Genomic DNA, 23050 nt, shown 5'->3' with positions numbered 1-23050 from the left:
AGCGCGACCGGCCACAACCCACCCGCAGACACTACTGAGCGACCACCACCTCCGAGTCTGCCCGCTCCGCCCGCCACAACAACGCCGCAGCGAGCAACCCTCCGACCAAAACAGCGACCGCCCCCACCAACTGGCTGGCCTCCAGCCCCGCAGCGAAGGAATCGGTCACCCTCCGCCTCTCCTCGGCCGAAGTCGCCGCCGCCAAGCCGACCGGCAGGGACACCGCCGCGAACCGGGAACTCAGCACCGCCCCCAACACCGCGACGCCCAGCCCGTTCCCGAACTCCCCCAACGTCCCGTTGATCCCGGCCCCGACCCCCGCCTTCTCCGGCGGAATCGCACTCATGATCGCGTGAGCCATCGCCGGGTTGGCGATCGCCGCCCCCGCCCCGATCAGCAACAGTCCCACCAAAGTCCCCGTGTACCCCGCGGGCGCAAGCGACGCGATCGACACCAGCCCCGCCGACATCAGCACCATCCCCAGGCCGATGGAAACCGGTGCCCCGAGCCGCTTCGTCCACTTCGCCGCCAGCCCCGAGAAGTTGAGCGCGACGATCGCCAGAGCGAGCGGCGCCGTACGGACACCCGCCTCCAACGGGCCGTAGCCAAGGACGAATTGGAGGTGCTGGGTGAGCAGGAAGAGCGAGCCGGCCATGCCGAAGGTGATGAGGACCACCCCGGTGACCGCGCCCGTGAAGCGGCGGTCGCGGAAGAAGTACAGGTCGAGCATCGGGTACGGGACACGGTTCTCCCAGTACGCGAAGGCCGCCAACACCACGATCGCCACCGCGCCGGTGAGCAGCACCCGCCCGGACGTCCAGCCGTGCGCCGGGCCGGAGATGATCGCGTAGACCAGCGCGGCCATGCCGATGGTGGAGAGCAGGGCGCCCAGGAGGTCGGGGCGGTCGCCGCGCGGGTTCTTCGACTCGGGGACGAGGGCCACCGCCGCTACCAGCGCGAGTGCCGCGACCGGGATGTTGATCAGGAAGATCGCGCCCCACCAGAAGTGGTTCAGCATGAAGCCGCCGAGGAGCGGGCCGGTCGCGAAGCCGAGGGCGTTGACCGCGGCCCAGATGCCGATCGCCTTCGGCTGTTCCTCGGGGGCGAAGATCTGCATCACGACGGCCAGGGTGGTCGTGATGAGCAGCGCCCCACCCACGCCCATTCCGGCCCTCGCGGCGATCAACTGCCCTGTGGACTGGGCGAGTCCGGCCACCAGCGAACCCACGCCGAACAGCACGAGACCCGCGATCAGCATCTTCTTACGGCCGTACCGGTCGGCCGCGCTGCCCGCCGTCAGGAGCAACCCCGACTGCACCAGCGAGTACGCGTTGATCATCCACTGGATGTCCGCGGTGCTCGCGTCGAGTTCGCGGGTGAGCGAGGGGATCGCGACGTTCAGGACGGTGTTGTCGAGCAGCACGGTGAGCTGCGCCAGGCAGATGACTCCGAGCACGATCCAGCGCTGGGGGTGGCCCTGGAGGCCTTGGGTGCCTTGGACGCCTTGGGAGGCTGGGGAAGTCGGCATGTTGTACACCGTAGAACAGGTCCTATACGGCGTACAACAGAGATACGGCAGACACGAAGAGGGGCGGTGACCGTGTGGTCACCGCCCCTGATCAGTGGAGAACCGTCAGCTGCTCGTCTTCTGCGTCAGGTCGTAGAAGGTGGCCGAACCGACCGTCACCTTCTTGTAGTTCTTCTCGACCCACGAGGAGATCTGCGAGGAGCTGCCCGTGCTGCTGCCGCCCATTCCGGTGCCGCCCGAGATGAAGTAGTGGATCTTGCCGTCCGCCACGTACTTCTTGAACTGGGCCAGCGTCGGCGACGGGTCGGTGCCGTTGAAGCCGCCGATCGCCATCACCGGGTCGCCGGTGGCGAGTTGGTAGCTCGCGGCGTTCTGGGAGCCGATGGACGCGGCGACCCAGGTGTACTTGCTCGCGTCCGTCTGGAGGAGCTTCTTCGCCGCGGAGGTGACCGTCGCGCCGTTGAGCAGGCCGCCGACGCCACCGCCGCCGCCCATGCCGCCACCGTCGCCGGTCTGGCCGCCGAAGCCGCCGCCCTGGTTCTGGGTCGTACCGCCGCCACCGGGTGTGGTGCCCGTACCGCCGCCGGGCATCGTGCCCGTACCGCCGCCGGGGAAGCCGCCGCCCTGGTTCTGGGTGGTGCCGCCGTTGCCGCCCTGCTGACCGGGCATGGTGCCCGTGCCGCCGGTGCGGTTGCCGCCGCCGAAGCCGCCGCGACCGCCACCGCCGCCCGGACCGCCGCCGCCACCCATCATGCTGGCGCCGGCCGGACCGGCCGTCGGGATGGAGCCGGTGTGCGCGGAGTTGACCGTGGAGAGGGTGTACGCCGCCGGGCCCGCCAGGCCTGCCACGATGCTCAAGCCGACTGCCGCGAGGGCGAGTTGGCGGCCGATCTTCGCCACGAAGATCAGGCCGAGCGCGCCGGCCAGGGAGCCGAGGAGGACCAGCCACTTCAGCCAGGGCAGGTAGTCGGAGGTGCGGTTGAGGAGCACGTAGCCCCAGACACCCGCCGCGACCACCGCTGCCGCGAGGGTGATCGACGCCCAGATCTCGCCGCGCCTCTCCCACAGGGAGCCGGCGCCGATGCCGATGACGGCGGCCATGTAGGGGGCCAGCGCGATCGTGTAGTACTGGTGGAAGATGCCGGCCATGTAGCTGAAGACGACCAGGGTCGTCACCAGCGAGCCGCCCCACACGAGCATCGAACTGCGCCTGACCGACGTGCGGTTGAGCTTGCGCGTGGCCACCAGGCCCGCGACGAGCAGGATCAGCGCGGTGGGCAGCAGCCAGGAGATCTGGCTGCCGATCTCGGAGTTGAACATCCGGTCCCAGCCGGTGGCACCCCACTGGCCGGTACCGCCGCCGCCGCCACCGCCGCCTCCGACGCTGCCGGTCTCGTCGCCGCTGAGGCGGCCGAACCCGTTGTAGCCGAAGGTCAGTTCAAGGAAGCTGTTGTTCTGCGAGCCGCCGATGTAGGGGCGCGAGGACGCCGGCCACAGCTCGACGAGCGCCACCCACCAGCCGGCCGCGACGACCAACGCGCCCGTGGCCAGGCCCAGTTGGGCGAACCTCTTCTTCACGCTCACCGGCGCGCACACCGCGTAGACGATGGCCAGCGGCGGCAGGATCAGGAAGGCCTGCAACGTCTTCGACAGGAACGCGAAGCCGATCGCCACTCCGGCCCACACCAGCCACTTCGTACGGCCGTCCTCCAGGGCCCGGACGACGAGGTAGCAGGCGGCCGCCATCAGCAACGCCAGCGCCGCGTCAGGGTTGTTGAAGCGGAACATCAGCGCGGCGACCGGGGTGAGCGCCAGCACGGCGCCCGCGATCAGACCGGCCTGGGGGCTGTGCCGACGCCGTACCGCCGCGTAGACGACCGCGACCGTGCCGACACCCATGAGGACCTCGGGGACCAGGATCGCCCACGAGTTGAGGCCGAAGACGCGGACCGAGATCTCCATCGGCCACAGGAAGGCCGAGGGCTTGTCGACGGTGATCGCGTTGCCCGCGTCGAGCGAGCCGAACAGGAACGCCTTCCAGCTCTTGCTGCCGGCCTGAACGGCCGCCGAGTAGAAGGAGTTGGAGTAGCCGGACGCGCTCAGGTTGTAGAGGTAGAGCAGCGCGGTCGCGAGCAGCATGCCCCAGAAGGCGGGGCGTGCCCAGCGCGGGTCCTCGGGCCGGCCGCGCCACAGGCGGCGCCCGAGCGGCTGCTTGGGCTCACCGGCCTGGGGGGCCGGGGTGTCCTCGGTCGCCACCGGCTCGGCCACGGCCGTGTCCCTGCCGGTGTCGCTGTCACCGGTAGGCGGCCCCCAGGACGAGGGGCTGCCTCCTCCCGGGTAGGTCGTCTGATCGGTGTCGGTGGTCATCGGGGGTCCCTCGGATCGGTGTCGTGGGGACGCACCGGCTGCAACTGCATCGTCGCGTCCCTCCAGGTGCCGTCCGCGGCTTCACCGGCGCGGAACTGGGTGGTGTTCGGGGTGGTCTCGTACGCGCTCTGCTGCGGCTGACGCTGCGGCAGCGGGGCGTACGAACCGGGGTACTGCGGGTTCTGCGGGTGGTGCGAGGCCGTCGAACAGGTCGGCGACGAAGGGGTGTTGAGGGCTACGACCGTCGACTCCTCGGCGCTGTCGCCGCGGTCCGGGAACACCCAGGCGCGGAAGAGCAGAAAGCGGAGGACGGTCGCGGCGAGGTTGGCGGCCACCAGGACCGCGAGTTCGGTGGAGTGCGCCGGGTTGCTGCTGGCCGCGTTCAGCGCGGCGAGCGAACCACTGGTCAGCGCGAGGCCGATGGCGAAGACGACGAGGCCCTGCGCCTGGTGGCGGACGGCGCCGCCCCGGCCGCGGACCCCGAAGGTCAGCCGGCGGTTCGCGGCGGTGTTGGCGACCGCCGAGACCAGCAGCGCGAGCGCGTTGGCGATCTGTGAGCCGCCGAACTGCCGGAAGGCGCTGTAGAGGACCAGGTAGAAGAGGGTGGAGAGACCGCCGACCACGCAGAACCCGACGAGCTGGCGGGCCAGCCCCTTGGGCACGTCCTGGATGTCGCGGTCGCGGGGGTCGTCGCCGAAGGGCCGCGTGACACGGTCGAGCGGCAGCGAACCGGAGGCCAGGGCCTTGCCCACCCGCCACACTCCCTTCAGGTCCTCGGTCGCCGTCCTGACGATGTGGACGGTCGAGTTCGGGTCGTCGACCCAGTCGACCGGCACCTCGTGGATACGGAGTCCGGCACGCTCGGCCAGCACCAGCATCTCGGTGTCGAAGAACCAGCCGGTGTCCTCGACGAGCGGCAGCAGCGCCTGGGCCACATCACGCCGGATCGCCTTGAATCCGCACTGGGCGTCGGAGAAGCGGGCCTGGAGCGAGCCGCGCAGGATCAGGTTGTAGGTACGGCTGATGAACTCGCGCTTGGCGCCACGCACGACACGCGACGAGCGGGCCAGCCGGGAACCGATCGCCAGGTCGGAGTGACCCGAGATCAGCGGCGCCACCAGGGGGAGCAGCGCGTTGAGGTCGGTGGAGAGGTCGACGTCCATGTAGGCGAGGATCGGGGCGTCCGAGGCGGACCAGACGGTGCGCAGTGCTCGACCGCGCCCCTTCTGCTCCAGCCGGAAGGACCTGACCTCCGGGATGTCCGACTCCAGCCGCGCGGCCACCTGAGGGGTGGTGTCGATCGACGCGTTGTCCGCGATGGTGATGCGGAACGCGTACGGGAACGTGCGCTTGAGGTGCTCGTGCAGTCTGAGCACACATGGCTGGAGGTCCTTCTCCTCGTTGTAGACGGGGATCACTACGTCCAGGACAGGCGTACCGGCGTCTCCGGCCGGGAGGTGCTCCCGCGCCGGCAGGGTGCCGGGAGAAGTGTCGGTTCGCATGGAACCGACTCTCCTCAAGCGCCCTGTTGCACCCATGTGGTGGCACTGTGCTGTGCCTGTGAGTGCGATTGCCAATTCGTTTCGGGGGCGGGCGTGGGCACAGCGGGTGCCAGCGCGGGCAGATGCACGGTGAACACAGTGCGTCCGGGAATGCTGTCCACGGTGACGGCGCCGCCGTGCGCGGTCGCGACCGCCTGCACGATGGCGAGGCCCAGACCCGTCGATCCCGTGGAGCGGGAACGCGCCGAGTCGCCGCGCGCGAACCGCTCGAAGACATGCGGCAGCAAATCGGGCGGGATGCCCTGGCCGTTGTCCTCGACGTCCACGCACATCCACGGGCCGCGCCGCTGCACGCGTGCGGTGATCGTCGTACCGGGCGGTGTGTGCTTGCGGGCGTTGCCCAGCAGGTTGATGAGCACCTGCTGGATGCGGGCCGCGTCCGCCGACACGAGGGCCGGTTCGTCGGGCAGGTCGAGCCGCCAGTTGTGGTCCATGCCGGCCGCGCGCGAGTCGCTGATGGTGTCCACGACGAGCGGGATGAGGTCGGTCTGGTCGAACTGGAGCGGTCTGCCCGCGTCGAGCCGGGCGAGGAGCAGCAGATCCTCCACGAGGAGGGTCATGCGTCCGGCCTCGGACTCGATTCTCCCGAGGGCGTGCTTGGTGTCGGGCCCGGTCTGTTCACGCCCGCGCCGGGTCAGCTCCGCGTAACCCCGGATGGAGGCGAGGGGCGTCCGCAGCTCATGACTGGCGTCGGCCACGAACTGCCGTACCCGCATCTCGCTCTGCTGTCTGGCGTGCAGGGCGCCGTGCACGTGGTCGAGCATTCTGTTGAGCGCGGCTCCGACCTGGCCGACCTCGGTGTGCGGGTCGGTCTCGGACTCGGGGACACGTTCGTTGAGGGTGACCTCGCCGGTGTGGAGGGGGAGTTCGGAGACACGGGTGGCGGTGGAGGCCACGCGGCGGAGGGGTCGGGTGGCCACGCCGACGAGGACGTAGCCGGCGATGGCGGCGGCGACCAGGCCGGCGCCGGTGACGCTGAGCTCGACGAGGATGAGGGTGTTGATAGTCCCGTCGGTGTCCGCGGTGGGGATGGCGACGTAGTAGCTGCCATTGTCACCGTTGACGAACTTCACGAGGTAGTCGCCCAGCCCGGTGATCTCCACGGTGTGGGTCTTGCCGTCCTGGGACACGGAGTTGAGCGAGGTGCGCGCGGCCGTGGTCAGGTTGTTGGCGTTCATCCCGCTGATGTCGGTGCTTTCGTCCGACTTCTCACCGTACTTGGCGTTGGTGATGATGCCCTTCTGGACCTTGGCGACAACCGTGCGCTCCGGCTGCGGGCCATGCCTGACGAACTCGGTGAGGTTCAGGCCGGTCGGGCTCGTGGTGGCGGTGGCCTTCTGCTGGTCTGAGCCGTCCTTGTCCGGGGCACCGCCGAGCGGCCCCCCGCCGAACCCGGCCGCACGCCCGGCGACCTCGTTCAGCTTGTCGCCCAGCTGATCGTAGAGATGTGACCGCAGCGCCAGCGTCGTCACGGTCCCGATCACCGCGCACACCACCGCGATCAGCGTCACGGACGCGACGACGAGCCGGGTCCGCAGGGTGCGCGGCTTACCCGCTCGTTTCTTCTGCGCACGCGGCCGTCGTCGCCCGCTCATGACGCCGCGGGCTTGATCAGGTAACCGGCCCCACGCCGGGTGTGGATCATCGGCTCACGTCCGGCGTCGATCTTCCGTCGCAGGTACGAGATGTAGAGCTCGACCACATTGGCCTGCCCACCGAAGTCGTACGACCACACACGGTCGAGGATCTGCGCTTTGCTGAGTACACGCCGGGGATTACGCATGAGGAAGCGCAACAGCTCAAACTCGGTCGCGGTGAGGTGGATGCCCTCTCCGGCCCGCGACACCTCGTGGCTGTCCTCGTCGAGGGTGAGGTCACCCACGACCAGCACGGAGTCCGAGCGGCGGTCGGCGGCACCGGAGCGGCGGATCAGTCCACGCAGCCGGGCGACGACCTCTTCGAGGCTGAAGGGCTTGGTGACGTAGTCGTCGCCGCCCGCGGTGAGCCCGGCGATACGGTCCTCGACGGCGTCCTTCGCCGTCAGGAACAGCACCGGCACGTCCGGCAGCTCTCTGCGCATCCGTCCGAGAACGGTGAGGCCGTCCATGTCCGGCAGCATCATGTCGAGGACGACTGCGTCGGGCCGGAACTCGCGCGCGGTCTGGATCGCGCCGGTCCCGTCACCCGCACTACGGATCTGCCAGCCCTCGTATCGGAGGGCCATGGACAGCAGCTCGGTGATCGACAGCTCGTCGTCCACCACAAGCACTCGGACGGGGCTCCCGTCCGGCCTCAGCAGTTCGGTGCGCCCCTGGGGCGAGGTCGTGGTCATAGTGGACACCTTGTCGGGGTCCCCTAAGAACACGCTTTCCGGAGTCTGTGATTTTCCTGAGAAACTCACAGGGACCACTCAGGGAACACCTTGGAACCGCTTGCCCAGCGCTCATCCTGCGGTCACGGAGCCGTGCATCCCTCCCGCATCCGCCCCGACCTCCCCCGCATCTCCACGTTCTCCACGCATCACCCGTACCCGTGGGACTCTCAGCTCGCCCTCACAGTCCGAACAGCCGCGCCCCGTTGTCGTGGCAGACCGCGCGCAGCCAGTCCTCGCCCAGGTCCAGCCGCTCCAGGGCGTGCAGCTGGTGAAGGTACGGATACGGAATGTTCGGGAAGTCGCTGCCGAGCAGCACACGGTCGCCGAGGGCGGCGAGGCGGGGGAGCGCACCGGGCGGGAAGGGTGCGAGGCGTTCGCTGAAGTCCGTGAACGCCATCGTCGTGTCCAGCCGCACCTCCCCGTACCGCTCGGCCAGGTCCAGGAAGTCCTCGTACTCCGGCATCCCCATGTGCGCGACGACCAGCCGCAACCGGGGGTGTCTGGCCAGTACCCGCCCGATCGGCTCGGGCCCGGTGTGCTTGCCGGGCGCGGGCCCCGAACCACAGTGGATCACCACCGGCGTCCCCGCCTCGGCGAGCAACCCCCAAGCGGGGTCGAGGAGTTCGTCGGCCGGGTCGTACGCCCCGACCTGCACATGCGCCTTGAACACCCGCGCGCCGGCATCGAGGGCCCGCTGGACGTAGTCCTCGACTCCCGGCTCCGGGAAGAGAGTCGAGGTGTGCAGACAGTCGGGCGTGCGCGCGGCGAAGTCGACGGCCCAGCCGTTCAGCCACTCGGCCATCCCGGGCTTGTGCGGATAGAGCATGGCGGTGAAAGCGCGTACCCCGAACTCCCTTATCAGCGCGACCCGTTCCTCTTCCTCCTTCCGATACGTGATCGGCCACTCGAGCACTCCACCGGTCGCCGGCCCGAGCGCGTCGAAGTAACCCCAGACCTTGCGCAGCACCCGCTCGGGCATGAAGTGGGTGTGCACGTCGATCAGCCCGGGGAGCCCGAGCCGCCGCCAGAACGCCTGGACTTCCGCCGTTTCGGCTGCTCCTGTTGCTTCGGCCGCCTCAGCGTCCACGTCTTGATCCTCCCTATCGAACCGGTCCCCGCTCATCCACATGGAAGTCGGGCGTCCCCAGAAACACCTCGTCGGTCACCGGCCCGTAGGCGATGTTGAAGGTGTCCAGCCAGTACGACCAGTCCCGCACACCGGCCGCGCTGCTGAAGCGGTAGTTGAGCTGCCACCGGACCCACTGCCCTGGCACGAGCCGCACCGCCGGAGGTCTGCGCGGCCTGGGCGGCAGCCCGAACAGCGGGTCCACGCGGGGGAGTACCCGCAACCGCCCGTCCACCCGGCGGAGCGAGACCTCGACGTCCCTCAGCTCCGCCCGGCCCTCGCCCGGCGTGAAGTCCTCCCACTCGCGCACCTTGACGGTGTGGGCGAGCGGCGGCCGCCTCTCCGCCAGCACCACCTCGTCCGGCAGCGCGAACCCGACCGGTATCGCGTTCCTCCGCGCCGCGGCCTCACCGCCACGCGACCGCTTCGTCCAGGAGGTCCGGACCCACTGGACGGTGACGGGCACTTCCACAACGGCTCCCTCCCGGTTCGACGACCACGGTCGCTCCAACCACTCCAACGGATCAACCAGTGCATCGGAGCAAGTCTCAGAACAACCCCTCCTGCACCCCCGGCACTTCCCGCCTGAACTCCCGTACCGGCACGGTAAATCCACCCGTGCCAGCCCTGTCACCCCCGTCGCCCCCGGCCGGAATCAGCTCCCACCCCGTCATCAGCCGTGTGTCCAGCACGACCACCCCCCGCCCGGTCGCGAGGTGGAGGTCCGGTCCCGCCGCCGCGACGACCTCGCCGCTCACCACCCCGCCCGCGACCAGCCCGCTCACCTCGCCGACGGCGGCCGGCAGTTCCGCGAGGCCGAAGACGTCGACGTGGTCCACGGGTCGGTACGGCTCGCGGTGGAGCGACTCCGGCCATTCGCGCAGCGCGAGGGCCCGTGCGTGCAGGTCGGCGATCTCGGCGGCCCGCTCCGCGGCCGAGTCCGGCAACGCGGACCGTACGGCGCGCTTCTCGCCGTAGGGAATCCGGTCCGGTACCCGGAGGGCGGCGCGCAGGAGTTCCTCCGAGCGCCGGGCCGCCATCAGGGGGCCGAGGCCCAGCCAGCTGAAGCAGATCGCGCCCTGTTCAAGGAGCCGGGCGGAGCCGCGCTCTTCGGCGGTGATGCCGACCTTGAGCAGGCCGGGGCCGAACCAGGCCAGGTATACGTGGTACGGCCGCGGGTCGTCCGCGATCGTGTCGGCGGCCACCGAGTGCGCCCGGTCCAGGCGCGCGCACTCCTCGCACCGCGCCCCCGTACTCCGCTCCGGCACGGCCGCCCGCACCGGACAGGGATTCCCCCGCGCCCCCACACATGTCCGCCCGCCCCCTTCCGCGACCTCGAAGGCCACCCGCTTCCCCCGGGGCAACGGGCTCGCGCGCCCGCCGTCCCACTTCAGCTCGGGACCGTCCGCCGCCCACCGCAGTCCCGAGCACTTCCATGCCTGTGATGCCCGTGATGTCTGTGCCATCGCTCACGAGATTAGACGGCGCCACTGACAACGGCGTCAGCCCGTGGTCTCACCGGCCGGGACGGACTCGCGGGGCACGACCGCGTACTCCTCGGCCGCCCTCCCCCGCCCCGCCAACCTGCACCCGACACACCCGGCGTGCCCCGCCCGCGCCAACGGGTCCCGCACCCGCATCCCCCACTCCGCCCGGTCACGCCGCCCGGGCGGCTTGCCCCACCCGGTGAGATGGAGCCCCCAGGTGACCAGGACGCTCACCGCGACGATCGCCAGCCCGCCCGCGATCAGCGGGGCCGACACCGCGCACACCCCCACCCCCGCGACGGTCGTGCCGACGGTCGCGATACCGAATCCGGTCCAACCCGCGACCGTATGTCCCTCGTCATACTGATGTGCGCTCATGTGTGGCCTCCCTCGACGCCCGGACGGACAGCAGATACCTCATCTGCTAAGAAGTTTAGAGTAGAAACCTCTTACGAGCTAAGGCAATAACGATGCAAGCCAAGCCTCGCCCCACCGCCACCCCGGCCCAGGCGCTGGACGCGATGGACTCCCTCATCGCCACCGCCCAGCTCGGCCAGCAGGAAATGGCCGAGCGACTGGGCCTGAACGTCACCGATCTCGTCTGTTTCGCCTACGTCATCCGGTCCGGCGAGCACCTCCTCACCGCCGGCGACCTCGCCGCACACGTCCACGTCACGACGGGCGCGGTGACCGGCATCCTCAACCGGCTGGAGCGCGCCGGTTACATCACCCGCGTCCCCGACCCGGCCGACCGCCGCCGCGTCCGCGTCGCCCCGGTACCGGCCGCGGTGACCCGCGTCGTCGCCCTCTACGGCCCGTACTACGACCGCCTCAACGCCCAGTTCGCCGACTACTCCCCCGCCGAGATCGCCGTACTGAACGACTGGTTCACACGGACGTCGACGCTGGCGCAGGACTACATCGAGGAACTCCGGGCCAGGGACAAGGAGTTGTGAGCCGGCCTGCGGCACGAGCGCGTACGGGGGCTAACCCGACCCCGTAGGTACAGCCCACTCCACCACCGGTCCGGGAGACCGCTTCATCGTGCCCGGACCCGTACGACGGCATCGTTGACCTCAGCCGGTCACGAGGGTCGGCGCAGGCCCGACAGCCGCCGTACGGAGGGACATCCCATGAAGCCCGGCCCGTTCGCCTCCTTCGTCAGGTTCGTGGTGTGCGGCGGCGGGGTCGGGGTCGTGTCCAGCGCGGCGGTACCGCTGCTGGCCGCGCTGATGCCCTGGGCGGCGGCGAACGCGCTGATCACGATCGCCTCGACCATCCTCTGCACCGAACTGCACGCCCTGTTCACCTTCGGCACCGGCCGCCGCCCCGGCTGGCGCGAGCACTGGCAGTCGGCGGGTTCGGCCACGGCGGCCTACGCGATGACGTCCGCGGCGATCCTGATCCTCCACACCGCCCAGCCCACCCCCGGCATGCTCACCGCACAGCTCGTCTACCTCACCGCCTCCGCCCTCGCCGGCACCGGCCGCTTCCTGCTCCTCCGCCTGTTCGTCTTCGCCGACCGCACCACCTCGACGCCGGTCACGATCGCGGTACGCCCGCCGGTGACATCCCCCGCGTTCAGCGCGGCGGCGTAGACACCCCACGCCTCAACAGCCGGGCGCACCAAGGGACATGCCCACCGTCCGATACGGCCGCTGCCACCGCTGCCTCGAAGGCCGGGTCGCCGGCCGTGGTGAAGAAGCCGAAGTCGAGTACGGCCGTAGGGGTGCCGGTGTCGTCGACGTGGATGTTGGGTGGCACGAGGTCGCCGTGCACGACGCTGACCGGGCCGCCGTCGGGAAGCGCCCGCAGGGAGTCCACGGTCCGGTGCGCGATGCCCGCGAGGTCGGGGACCTGGGCGGCGAGCAGGTCACCGTGGCGATGGACGGCACGTCGGACGAGGGCCGCGAGCGCGTCGGGGAAGCGGGTGTGGCCCTTCCAGAGAGGCCGGTCGTCGCCCTGCACGGTGAGCCGCCGCATGGCCTCGGTAGCGGGCACGGCGGACAGGCCGCGCAACACCGTCAGCAGGGCGTCGGTCTCCCGGGCCGCCAAGTCCCGTCCCGGCGCCACGACCGCCGAGTCGCTCCGCAACGGGATGCCGCCCAACTCCCGTTCGTAGGTGACCAGAACGCCGTCGTGCTCCTCGACGCCGAGGATCTCCGGCGTGGCGAAGGGCAGCAGCGCGGCGTGCCCGGCGATGTCCTCGTAGACCCGCCGCATGAGCCGCACCCCGACCGGCCGCCGTCCGCTCCACACCTTGCCGACGGTTCCGTCACCGAGGCGGTACACGGCTCCCTCGACACCCGCGGCGAGCGGCCGGACGTGTGCGTGACCGCGGTCGGCGAAGTAGCGGATCCAGTGGGCGGTGTGCTCCTGGCGGTGGGTGACCATGGCTGGACCGGACCCCCTGGGGGTGTCAATGGGCTTGCGGGTGGGGGTCGTTCGCGAGGCGTGACTCCCGTCGGCGCCAACTGCCCGGTGGTTCGCCGTGGTTGCGGGTGAAGGCCGCGGCGAAGGCGTAGGGCGAGGTGTAACCGACCGAGCGGGCGATGGCCGTGAGGGTGAGTTCGCCGGTGCGCAGGTGGTCGCGGGCGAGCGCCATCCGCCAGTCGGTCAGGTACTGGATCGGCGTCTGACCGAGGGCGTCGCGGAAGGTGCGGGCGAAGGCCGCCCTCGACAGGCCGCTGATCGCGGCGAGTTGGGGGACCGTCCAGGGGTGGCCGGCGTCTTCGTGGATGGCCTGGAGTGCCGCGTTCAGGCGGGGGTCGGCGCACGCCCGGTACCAGCGGGGCGCGTTCGGGCTGCGCCGGAAGTCGTTGCGGATGGCGAGCACCAGGAGGACGTCCAGGAGCCGGTCCAGCACGGTGGGCCCGCCCGGTTCGCCCGGCGCCGGTGTCGCCAACTCGTGGGAGAGCAGCCCGATCACGTCCCGCAACGGATCACCCACCGCCGCCGACAGCGTCAGCACCTGCGGCAGCGCCTCCAGCAGCCCGGCGCCGATGTCACCGGAGAACCGGTACGCGCCGCAGAGGAACACCGTCGCCCGCGGATCCTCCGAACTCCCGTCCCGCGCATGCCGGTTCCGGAATTCCTCCGGTTCCAGGCAGTCCGCGCCCGGCTCGTGCCCGATGTGGTGATCGGGGCCGCCGCGCACGAGCGTCACCTCACCCGGAACCAGTTCCACCGAGCCACCGGGATCGTCCAGCCACAGCCAGCCCCGTCCCCGTACGACGGTGTGCACGGCCAGTTGGATCGACCCGGCCAGCCGCAGTCCCCACGGCGGCTCGGCCACCGTCCGCGCGAAGACGGCACCGGAGGCACGGGCCCGCGCGAGGCGATCGTGCAGTATGTCCACCCGCTCAGTATCAGTCGGACGGCCCCCGTGAGCGTTCTTTCGAGCGTCCGACGTAATGAATCGAGCGATTCACGCATTGATCCGCTCCCACCGTGCTCGCACGATGGAGCCATGACTGGATCACCCCCCGCCGGACGAGGATTGACCGCCCGCACCGCCGCGCACCTGCAGGCCGTCGACGGTGTGATCACTGTGGGCGAGTTCGCGGCGCTCGATCCGTTCTTCCGGATCGTCCAGGAGGGGCTCGCGGGCCTCGTCGACGGCGATCACTTCTTCGACCTCCTGGCCGAGGACGTGGTCGTGGAGTACGTCGTGTCCGTGCCCGGCTATCCGCGCCGGGTCGAGGGACGCGGGGCGGTGGCCGACCTGTACCGCGGCTACGGCGACGTCATGATCCTGCACAGCGCGAACGAACTGGCCGTCCACCGGGACCCCGGGACGTCAGTGGTCGTACTCGAGTACGCGGTGCACGGACGGGCTGTGCACAGCGGGCGGGCCTACGACAACCACTTCGTCTCCGTGATCACCGTCAAGGACCGCAAAGTGACGCGCTGGCGCGACTACTTGGATCCCGTCGCCGTCTTCCGGGCCGTCGGATGGCCGGCGAAGGATCACTGAAAAACCGCTGAGGACTGGCACATGGTTGACGGGCTTCGCCGGACAGTGCCCATGGAAGCCCAGCCCGCCCTGACTAACCCGCCCTGCGGAAAACCTCGTCCATGTCCGAGAAGGGTGCCTGCCCGTCGTCGAACGGCAGCGTCTCGTCCTCCCCGAAGTCCGGGGCCTGGAAGGGGTTCGTCGCCGGAGGGGGCGATCCCGCGTTGGCATGGCGGGTCGCCCCTTCCGGGGCGGAGAACAGCGAGGTCAGGTCGATGAGAGGTCTCCCGTTCGTTACAGGCCGCTAGGACCTGGTGTGCCGTGACCGGGCACGGCGGTCCTACAGCTTGCTCATCTTGGCGTACGGACTCAGGATGCGCTCCTGAACCGACCCGAAGTCGACGAGCACCGCGATTCCGTCCTCGATGCCGATGACCCGGCCGAGGCCGTACATGTCGTGTGTGACCTGGTCGCCCACGGCGAACTGCTTGGGTGCCGCCGCGGCCGGGGCCTTGAAGGGACTGGTGGGCAAATAGCGCTTCGGTGCAGCTGGCTTTGTCATTGACTCCAGTATGGGCCTAGACACGCCACTCGCTGAGGCCGTCCACATCGCTTGTTCATCACAGATCGGGCAACCGGGAACCACGGCGCCGCCCCGGACGTACCCCTCACGCCCCTGACCTGGCCCTTCCCGGACCCACCCCGAAACCTTCGCAGGCCCGCGAAAAACAGCCACCGGGGCACACGCGAGAGGCCCCGGATCACTCCGGGGCCTCTCGTCAGATGTGCACTCGGCAGGATTCGAACCTGCAACCTTCTGATCCGTAGTCAGATGCTCTATCCGTTAAGCTACGAGTGCTTGTTTTCTCTTGTTTTCCTTCGCTGCTCCCGGCCCTTCCGGCCCGCTCGCGGCGACAGGAAGAACATTACATGACTGCCGCCGCCATGTGAAATCCGTTAGCCATACCCCTTGTGAGCTGCGAAAACAGCCTGAGAACGGCTTCGCGGACACGCCCGGGAACGACCGAAGCCCCGGCCATGTGGACCGGGGCTTCGACGAGGTGCGGAGGCGGAGGGATTTGAACCCTCGATGGGATTTGCGTCCCAAACCGCATTAGCAGTGCGGCGCCATAGACCGGACTAGGCGACGCCTCCAGCACAACCCACCCGCGCGAGCGCGGAAGGTGCGTGCAGATGATGACACAGACGAGCGCGGTGTCACCAATCGCCTCCCACGGTACTAGGCAGGCGGGCCGCAGGGCAAAGCCGTTGATGCCGGCCGCCGGGTCCGCAACGTCCGGGGGCGGCGGGCGTTAGTCAGGTCATGTTGCAGGTCAACCGTCTCCTCGTGATCGCCGCCGCGTCCGCCGCCACCGTCGGCTCGCTGGCCGCACAGCCCGCCGCCGCCCGCGCGCAGGCCGCCCCCGCGGCGCCCCGCACCCTCGCGCCACCGCCCGTCCGCGACGAGGACCGGTCCGGCGGCGACCACCTCACCGTCACCGTCCGGCACGCGGGCGGCGCGGCCGACGGGACGCACGAGCTGTACTGCCACCCCGGCGGCGGCACCCACCCGGACGTGACCGGCGCCTGCGAGGCCGTCGGCCGCAACACCCAGTGGGGAAAGGACCCCTTCGCCCCGGTGCCCCCGGACAGCATGTGCACGATGCTCTACGGCGGCCCCGCCACCGCCCATGTCACCGGCACCTGGGCCGGACGCCCCGTCGACGCGACGTACGACCGGAGCGACGGCTGCGAGATCTCCCGCTGGAACGGGATGGTTCCGCTGCTGCCGGAACTCGGCCGTACCCACTGAAGACGGCAGGGATCGGTGCTCGGTCACACGTTCTACGTCACTTCACCGTGCGACCTCCCTCTCATCTCACTCCGCGAGCACAAGGACTGCCCTTAGACTCCCTCGCGTGACACGTCGCGGGCAGGTTGGCAAGATGGCCTCCGCGGTCGGCAAGGTGCGGTAACAGGGAGGAAGCGTCTCGTGAGCAGCAGGCCATCCCGAGGCGCTGCTCGCCTCGCAGCCATACTCGACGCGCTCCCGGACGCGTTGGTACTGGTCAACGCCAACGGGACCGTCGTCAACGCGAACACCATCGCGCTCGAAGCCTTCGAGGCACCGGGCACCGCGCTCGTCGGGCGCGGACTGCTGGACCTGCTGCCGGAGTTCGACTCCCGGCTCATCCCCGGTTCCATGCGCCGCCCCGACTCGATGGACCCGCGCGGCCGGACCAAGCCGACCCGCATGACCGCCCGCCGCACCGACGGCTCCGAGTTCCCCGTCGAGGTCACCAGCGCCAACCTCGAGGACGGCCAGCAGGCCTACGACGGCTACGGCTACACCTCCGACGAACTCCTGATGCTCGTCGTGCGCGACCTCTCCGGGACCGTGGACACCGAGGCCGAGCTGGCCCGTTCGCAGCGGCAGACCGAGATGATCCTGCGCGCGGCCGCCGAGGGTGTCGTGGGGACGGACACGGACGGGCGGGTCGTGCTCGTCAATCCGGCCGCCGCCCAGATCCTCGGCTACCGCGCCAGCGACCTCGGCGGCAAGGAACTGCACACCCTCGTCCTGCACTCGCGCGCGGACGGCTCCCCGTTCCCGTACGCGGAGTCGCCGCTCGCCGACACCCTGCGCTCCGGGCGCAAGCACCGGGTGCGCGGGCAGGTGCTGTTCGCCAAGAACGGGGACCGGGTCTCCGTCGACCTCACCACCGCACCCGTGCGCGACGGCGACCAGCTCGTCGGCGCCGTGATGACCTTCACCGACCGGCGACCCTACGACTCGCTCGCCGAGGAGAAGGACGCCGCCGACAAGCAGCACCAGGACCAACTGGAGCGGATCGACGAGGAGCACGCCTCCGAGCTGACCTCGCTGCGCCAGAAGCACATCACCGAGATCGAGGAACTCCAGGAGCGGCACGAGGAGGAACTCGCCGCGAACGAGGAGCGGTACGCCGCGCTCGGGGAGCGGGAGAAGGACCGGTTCGAGGAACTCGCCGGGCGGCACGAGCAGTTGCTCACGCTGCTCGGGCGTTCGCTGCGCGGACCCCTCGACGAACTGCGGCGCGAGCTGGCCGCGTTGGCCGCCGACGACGCGGGCCAGTTGTGGCCCGAGGCCAACCAGGTTCTCCATCACCTCTCGGCCGGGTACTCGCGTATCACGCAGCTCATCGACAACGTGCTCGGTTACCAGCGGCTGGAGACCGGCGAGGGTGACATCACCCGTACGAAGGTGATGCTGGACGCCGTCGTCGCCGCCGGTGTCGACGGGGCCGTGGAGCTGATCGGTCCCGGGCGGGTGCAGTTCGCCGTGCACGCGCCGCCCATCGAGGCCGAGGTCGACCCCGGGCTCCTCGCGACCGCGCTCGCGCACCTCGTCGCGGATGTCGCGGGCGTCGACGCGACCGGCAACTCGCCTGTGTCGGCGGGCGGTTACCTGGACAACACGGTCGTCGTGGCGGCCGCGCAGCGCGGTGAGGTCGTACGGATCGAGGTGCGCGGGCCGTATGCCGGGGGAGACCCGGTGCACGAGCCGATCGTGCGCGGGATCGTGCGGGCGCACGGCGGTGTGCTCCAGACGCACGACGTGCCGGGGATGAGCGGCAGCGCGTATGTGCTGGAGGTCCCCATCGGAGGCGGGGCCGGCGCTGTCGCCGCTCCGGCCGCGAGCGGGGGCGGGGCCGAACTCGCCCTGCCCGAGCAGGCGTCGGGCAACAACGGACGGCGGCGGGCCCGGCGGTCCTCCGTGGACGCGTTCCTGGAGAGCGAGGTGCCGGGGCCCGATGACACCGGCGGCTCCGGTGGCGAGGCCGCCGTGCCCACCGGGCGGCGCAGAAGGCGTGCGGGCGACGAGTCCGCGGCGGTCGCGGTGGCCGGTGAAGCGGGCGGCGACGGTGCGGCCAGTGGTACCGGGCGGCGGCGCGGGCGGGCTGCCGAAGGCGCGGCCGGGGATGAGTCCGACGGTGATTCCGAGGGCGGGCCCGGGGGTGTCTCCGAAGGCGCTGTGATGACGGCGGCGGAGCATGCCGCTGGAACTGCCGCTTCCGGTACGGGACTTGGTGGCACCGTGTCGCCGCGGGGTGTGCCGGTGGGTGCTGAGCAGCGGCAGGCGTTGCCGGCCGCGTTGCCCGCGAGCGGCTCCGCCGACGACACCGGCGACACCGGCGACTCCGGTGGCGAGGATGGGCAGCCGACCGGGCGTCGGCGGCGGGCGTTGGCGGCGGCGGCCGAGCGGGCCGCGGCGCAGGAGGCGGGGGCGCGGACGGTGTTCGCGTTGCCGCCGGCCGAGGCCGACCGGACGCCGGAGGTCGCTGGGGCTACGGCTGCGCAGGCTCCGGGAGTTCCGGGTGCTCCGGGGGTCCCGGTTGTGCCTGGGCAGGTTCCCGTGGGCGTTCCTGGTGGGGTTCCCGCAGGTCATCCCGGTGACGACGGGCGGCACGATGCCGTTCCGGTCGATCAGTCCGAGGATCACACCCCGCCTCAGCCGCATCCCGCCGGCGCGCCAACCGGGCGGCGGCGTCGGGCAGTTGCCCAGCCGCAGCCTCAACCGCAGGCGCAGGCCGTGGAGTCGGTGCCGGTCCAGGCCGGCGTCGAGGTGCAGGGGCCGGGGCAACCCGGTGCGGTGGTTCCGGCGCAGGGTACGGCCGGGCAGGGGCAGCAGGGGATTCCGGCGCAGGTCGGTGCGGGGCAGCAACAGGGCGTAGGACAGCAGGGAGTTGGGCAACCGGGCGCCGGTCAGGTGGTCGCCGGGCAGCCCGGCGGGGCCATGCAGCTCGCTCCCGCGCAGAATCTTCCCGCTCCGGGACAGATCCCGGCGGGGCAGCCGTTGCCGGCCGAGGCGGTTCCCGGGCAGGGCATCCCGGCCCAGGGCATGCCCGGACAACCCGTCCCGGGTCAGGCGGCCCTGCCGCAGGGCAACCCCGGCCAGCCGGTTTCCCCTCAAGGAATCCAGGGGCAGGGGCTCCCCGGTCAGCCGGTCTCGCCGCAGGGGATTCCGGGTCAGGGGATCCAGGGCCAGGCGCTTCCCGGCCAAGGGATCCCGGGCCAAGGAGTTCCCGGTGTTCCCGGTGTTCCCGGGCAGCCGATTCCGCCGCAGGGCATCCCGGGTCAGAACGCACCCGTCCAGGGACAACCCGTCTCCCCGCACGGCATCCCCGGTCAAGTCGCCCCGGTTCAGGGCCAGTCCGGTGGGCCGGTGCCGCCGCAGGCACTGCCCGCCGCGCAGCCGGCCCCGGGCGCGGGCGCACCCGGTGCGGCTCCGGCGAACGGCGCCGACAGCGCCGTAGCGCCGAACGTGGCACCGAATCCGCAGTCGAACCCCAACGCGAACCCGAACCCGAATACGCCGGTGCCCGGTGCCCCCGTCGCCGCGCAGGCGCGGGCCGCTCAGCCGTTGCCCGCCGAGGCCGCCGCTCCCATCGACCCCAACTCCACTCAGGGGCGGGCGATCAGTGTGCGGACGTTGGGGCAGGGGGTGCCGTTCACGCGGCAGGCCGCTCAGGTGCAGGTGCCGACCGCCACTCCTCCGCCGCATCAGCCGACCGCCGGTGGGCGGCGACGGAAGTTGGGGACGCGGCCCGAGCCCGCCGGTGGGGCGGCGGAGCAGGGGGGCCGGGCGCATCCGCAGGGTGAGCAGCCGCAGCCCTCCATGGCCGGGCAGTCACGGCTCGCGCAGATGACCGAGGGGGCCGGGCGGTCGTACGCCATAGGGGCACCGGACGAGAACGCGGCCGAGGGGCCCGAGCCGCTGGACGGGCCGGGCGGGGCTGTCGAGATCGCGGACACCCCCAGGCCGCAGCCGCTAGACGACGAGTTGCCCCCGGAGCCGCTCGACAATCCGCGCCGGCTGCTCGTGTGGCCCGCGCCGGACGTGACGACCACGCAGGCGCTGAGCGACCGCGGGTACCGGCCCGTCATCGTGCACTCGCGCGAGGAGGTCGACGCGCAGATCGCCGCGTTCCCGGCGGCGCTGTTCGTGGACCCGTTGACCGGGCCGATCACGCGGACGGCACTTCAGTCGTTGCGGCAGGCGGCCGTCGCGGCCGAGGTGCCGGTACTGGTGACCGCCGGGCTCGGGCAGGCCACGCGGGAGGCGGCCTACGGCGCCGATCCCGCCGTCCTGCTGAAGGCGCTCGCGCCGCGGGACAGTGAGCAGCATCCGCCGCGGGTGCTGCTGATCGAGGAGCACGCGGAGATCGCGCTGGCGCTGACGGCGACGCTGGAGCGGCGTGGGATGCAGGTGGCGCGGGCCGCGAGCGACGCCGACGCGGTGACTCTGGCTGGGCAGTTGAGGCCGAACCTCGTCGTCATGGACCTGTTGCAGGTGCACAAGCGGCGGGCCGGGATCGTCGACTGGCTGCGGGCGAACGGGCAGCTCAACCGCACCCCGCTCGTCGTGTACACGGCCGCGGTGGATCAGGCCGACCTGCCGCGGCTCGCCTCCGGTGAGACCGTCCTCTTCCTCGCCGAGCGGTCGACGAGTACCGAGGTCCAGTCGCGGATCGTCGACCTGTTGGCCCGGATCGGCACCAACTAGCCGACGGCAGGGTTCAGTTGGTGACGATCGCCAACTGTCCGTCGGGGGCGGCTACTTGGCGACCAGTCGCCGTGCCGCCTTCTTGATCGACTCGCGGAGCCGGTCCCGGTCCGGGTCGTCCACGCCCACCAGGACGCGGCGCATCTGCGGTACGACGACACCCCAGTTGGCCATCGCGACCAGCAGGAAGAGCAGGTCGCGGGCCGGGATCGCGTCGCTCACGACACCCCGGTCCTGGCCGTCCTGGAGCGCGGCGACCTTGAACGCGTAGTGCTGCCGGCGCTCGGTCTCGTCGGGCAGTTCGGCGGTGCCGTACTCCAGGCCCTCCCAGAAGAGGAGGCGGAGCAGTTCGGGGTGGGCCTCGTGGTAGTCCATGAGGCGGTCGATCCAGCCCTCGATGTCGTCCGGGTCGACGGGGAGCGCGACGGCGAGGTCGAGCATGGACTTGCCGAGGACCTGGGTGAACAGCTCCGCCTTGTTGCCGAAGTAGGCGTAGATCAGCTGCTTGTTGGCCTTGGCCTCGGTGGCGATGCGGTCGATACGGGCGCCCGCGATGCCGTGCCGGGCGAACTCGGCGACCGCCGCCTCGAAGATCCGGGCCTTGGTGGCCTCGGGGTCTCTGACTCCCATGGGGCCAGCGTACTCGGCGGGCGAAGGTAACCAACTATTTGGTTGACAGGGAATTCCGGGACGCCGCATGCTGTTCCAGCCTCCAGCCAACCAACTAGTTAGTTGCTCGCTGGTCGACTGTTGGAGTCGGCTCGAAGTCCCGCAGGTCTGAAGGAGTGCCGCCGCTCATGTCCTCCGCAACCGTCACCCAGGCCCCCGCCCGGAAACCGGGCGCCCCCGCGGCCTCCGGCCGCCTCTTCCTCGTCCTCATCGCCGTCTGTACCGCCGTGACCGCCGCCAACATCTATCTCGCGGGCCCGCTGCTCCCCCTCATCGCCCACGACTTCGGCTCGACGGCGTCCGCCGTGGCCTGGATCGCGTCGGTCGCGCAGTTCGGCTACGCCACCGGCCTCCTCTTCTTCGCCCCGCTCGGCGACCGCGTGAACCGGCGCCCCCTGGTCGCCGCCCTCTCCGTGGCCACCACGGCGGCCCTGCTCGCCGGTGCCGCGGCCACCGGGACCGCCGCCCTCGCGGTCGCCGTCTTCGTCGCGGCCGCCGCGACCGTCGTCCCGCAACTCCTCGTCCCGCTGGTCGCCGAACGCGCCCCCGCCCATCACCGCGCCCGCCATGTCGCGGCCGTCATAGCGGGCCTGTTCACCGGCATCGTGGCCGCACGCGTCGTCGGCAGCCTGGTCGGCCAGGCCTACGGCTGGCGGGTCGTGTTCATCGGCTCGGCCGCCCTGACCCTCCTCCTCGGCCTCGCCACCGCGTACGTCCTCCCGTCCGAGCAGCGCCGCGGCTCCGGCCCGCTGTTCGCCGGCCTCGCCGCCCTGCCAGGCCTGGTCCGCAGCTCGCCCGACCTGTGGCGCGCGTGCCTGCGCCAGGCGGGGATGTTCGGCGCGTGGAGCGCGTTGTGGACCACTCTCGCGCTGCTGCTGACGAATACGACCGGCGGTTCCTACGGCTTCTCGACCGCGACCGCCGGGCTGTTCGGGCTCTTCGGGCTGGCGGCCAGCGCGGTGGCTCCGCTCGCGGGCGGATTCGTCGACCGGTTCGGCGCGGGCAGGGTCGTACGGTCCGCGTATGTGCTCGCGGCCGTGTCCGTGCCGCTGTTCTGGCTGGGCGGGCACATGCTGTGGGCGCTGTTCGTGGCCGCGATCGCCGTCCACGCGGCCCTGGTCGCCTCCCACGTCGCCAACCAGACCCTCGCCCTCACCACCACCTCCACCCCGGCGACCGCCAACACCGCGTACGTCGTCGCCGGCTTCACGGGCGGCGCCCTCGCCTCGGCCCTCGCGGGACCGGCCTTCAGCCACTGGGGCTGGGGCGGGGTGTGCGCGGTGGCGGGGGTGTGGCTGGTGATCGGGTGGGTTTCCACGGCTACGGGCGCGCGGCGGCGGTGAGTTCTTCGCCTGCCCGCCGGTGACTTCTTCTACGACGATGACGTGGCCGTACGCCGGGCAGAGGACGTACGCCGGGCAGGGGCCGTGGGGCG

General features: G+C 71.1%; 19 protein-coding genes and 2 tRNA genes. 6 read left to right on the top strand and 15 right to left on the bottom strand.

Annotated features, from left to right (window positions below; all coding sequences use genetic code 11):
• Positions 1-31: 31 nt before the first annotated feature.
• From OG714_RS26560 to OG714_RS26520, 9 genes are all read right to left on the bottom strand, one after another.
• Positions 32-1537, bottom strand: a complete 1506-nt coding sequence (locus tag OG714_RS26560; RefSeq protein ID WP_406124635.1) for an MFS transporter — start codon at positions 1535-1537, stop codon at positions 32-34.
• Between the two features lie 96 nt (positions 1538-1633).
• Positions 1634-3895, bottom strand: coding sequence for a glycosyltransferase family 39 protein (locus OG714_RS26555; protein ID WP_406124634.1), 2262 nt, complete (start codon positions 3893-3895; stop codon positions 1634-1636).
• Positions 3892-5397 carry a glycosyltransferase gene (locus OG714_RS26550; protein WP_406124632.1) on the bottom strand — a complete coding sequence of 502 codons (1506 nt, stop codon included), beginning with the start codon at positions 5395-5397 and terminating at the stop codon, positions 3892-3894. Before OG714_RS26550 ends, OG714_RS26555 begins: the two co-directional genes overlap by 4 nt.
• A gap of 14 nt (positions 5398-5411) precedes the next feature.
• Positions 5412-7052 carry an ATP-binding protein gene (locus OG714_RS26545; protein WP_406124630.1) on the bottom strand — a complete coding sequence of 547 codons (1641 nt, stop codon included), beginning with the start codon at positions 7050-7052 and terminating at the stop codon, positions 5412-5414.
• Positions 7049-7789 (bottom strand): response regulator transcription factor, encoded by a 741-nt coding sequence (locus OG714_RS26540; RefSeq protein ID WP_019054929.1) that lies wholly within the window; start codon positions 7787-7789, stop codon positions 7049-7051. Before OG714_RS26540 ends, OG714_RS26545 begins: the two co-directional genes overlap by 4 nt.
• A 220-nt stretch (positions 7790-8009) precedes the next feature.
• Positions 8010-8918 carry an amidohydrolase family protein gene (locus tag OG714_RS26535; protein ID WP_406124628.1) on the bottom strand — a complete coding sequence of 303 codons (909 nt, stop codon included), beginning with the start codon at positions 8916-8918 and terminating at the stop codon, positions 8010-8012.
• A gap of 13 nt (positions 8919-8931) precedes the next feature.
• The gene (locus OG714_RS26530; protein WP_406131956.1) at positions 8932-9423 is read right to left on the bottom strand and encodes a hypothetical protein; all 492 of its coding nucleotides are present in this window, start codon (positions 9421-9423) and stop codon (positions 8932-8934) included.
• Between the two features lie 82 nt (positions 9424-9505).
• Positions 9506-10423 carry a DUF2797 domain-containing protein gene (locus tag OG714_RS26525; RefSeq protein WP_406124626.1) on the bottom strand — a complete coding sequence of 306 codons (918 nt, stop codon included), beginning with the start codon at positions 10421-10423 and terminating at the stop codon, positions 9506-9508.
• A 36-nt stretch (positions 10424-10459) separates the two neighbouring features.
• Positions 10460-10822 (bottom strand): HGxxPAAW family protein, encoded by a 363-nt coding sequence (locus OG714_RS26520; protein WP_406124625.1) that lies wholly within the window; start codon positions 10820-10822, stop codon positions 10460-10462.
• Between the two features lie 92 nt (positions 10823-10914).
• On the opposite strand from OG714_RS26520, the gene OG714_RS26515 reads away from it, so the two are divergent.
• The gene (locus OG714_RS26515; protein ID WP_406124623.1) at positions 10915-11400 is read left to right on the top strand and encodes a MarR family winged helix-turn-helix transcriptional regulator; all 486 of its coding nucleotides are present in this window, start codon (positions 10915-10917) and stop codon (positions 11398-11400) included.
• Positions 11401-11577: 177 nt separating this feature from the next.
• Positions 11578-12042, top strand: coding sequence for a GtrA family protein (locus OG714_RS26510; RefSeq protein WP_406124621.1), 465 nt, complete (start codon positions 11578-11580; stop codon positions 12040-12042).
• On the opposite strand, the gene OG714_RS26505 is transcribed toward OG714_RS26510, so the two are convergent.
• Entirely contained in the window at positions 12026-12838 is an 813-nt protein-coding gene (locus tag OG714_RS26505; RefSeq protein WP_406124619.1) for a phosphotransferase family protein, read from the bottom strand. The genes OG714_RS26510 and OG714_RS26505 overlap by 17 nt on opposite strands.
• Positions 12839-12863: 25 nt before the next feature.
• Positions 12864-13802 (bottom strand): AraC family transcriptional regulator, encoded by a 939-nt coding sequence (locus OG714_RS26500; RefSeq protein ID WP_406124617.1) that lies wholly within the window; start codon positions 13800-13802, stop codon positions 12864-12866.
• 111 nt (positions 13803-13913) lie between these two features.
• On the opposite strand from OG714_RS26500, the gene OG714_RS26495 reads away from it, so the two are divergent.
• Positions 13914-14420 (top strand): nuclear transport factor 2 family protein, encoded by a 507-nt coding sequence (locus tag OG714_RS26495; protein ID WP_406124615.1) that lies wholly within the window; start codon positions 13914-13916, stop codon positions 14418-14420.
• Positions 14421-14739: 319 nt separating this feature from the next.
• Here OG714_RS26495 and OG714_RS26490 read toward each other — a convergent pair whose 3' ends face one another.
• The 3 genes from OG714_RS26490 to OG714_RS26480 form a co-directional block, all read right to left on the bottom strand.
• Positions 14740-14961 carry a hypothetical protein gene (locus OG714_RS26490; RefSeq protein WP_026150079.1) on the bottom strand — a complete coding sequence of 74 codons (222 nt, stop codon included), beginning with the start codon at positions 14959-14961 and terminating at the stop codon, positions 14740-14742.
• Positions 14962-15185: 224 nt separating this feature from the next.
• Positions 15186-15258: transfer RNA gene (locus OG714_RS26485), tRNA-Arg, on the bottom strand.
• Between the two features lie 205 nt (positions 15259-15463).
• A tRNA-Ser gene (locus OG714_RS26480) sits at positions 15464-15554 on the bottom strand.
• 169 nt (positions 15555-15723) lie between these two features.
• Between OG714_RS26480 and OG714_RS26475 the strand changes: the two genes are divergently transcribed.
• Positions 15724-16212, top strand: a complete 489-nt coding sequence (locus OG714_RS26475; protein ID WP_406124614.1) for an SSI family serine proteinase inhibitor — start codon at positions 15724-15726, stop codon at positions 16210-16212.
• A gap of 180 nt (positions 16213-16392) precedes the next feature.
• Positions 16393-20946: a PAS domain-containing protein gene (locus OG714_RS26470; RefSeq protein ID WP_406124612.1), complete on the top strand. Its 4554-nt coding sequence runs from the start codon at positions 16393-16395 to the stop codon at positions 20944-20946.
• A 51-nt stretch (positions 20947-20997) separates the two neighbouring features.
• Here the strand turns inward: OG714_RS26470 and OG714_RS26465 are convergent, their stop codons facing one another.
• A complete protein-coding gene (locus OG714_RS26465) occupies positions 20998-21576 on the bottom strand; it encodes a TetR family transcriptional regulator (protein ID WP_406124610.1) in 579 nt (192 codons plus the stop codon).
• Positions 21577-21743: 167 nt separating this feature from the next.
• On the opposite strand from OG714_RS26465, the gene OG714_RS26460 reads away from it, so the two are divergent.
• Entirely contained in the window at positions 21744-22958 is a 1215-nt protein-coding gene (locus OG714_RS26460; protein WP_406124608.1) for an MFS transporter, read from the top strand.
• The last annotated feature ends 92 nt before the right edge of the window (positions 22959-23050 follow it).

Origin of the sequence: Streptomyces sp. NBC_00989, from assembly GCF_045162655.1 — a bacterium.
Lineage (GTDB): Bacteria > Actinomycetota > Actinomycetes > Streptomycetales > Streptomycetaceae > Streptomyces.
This window is presented reverse-complemented; position numbering and strand designations above follow the sequence as displayed.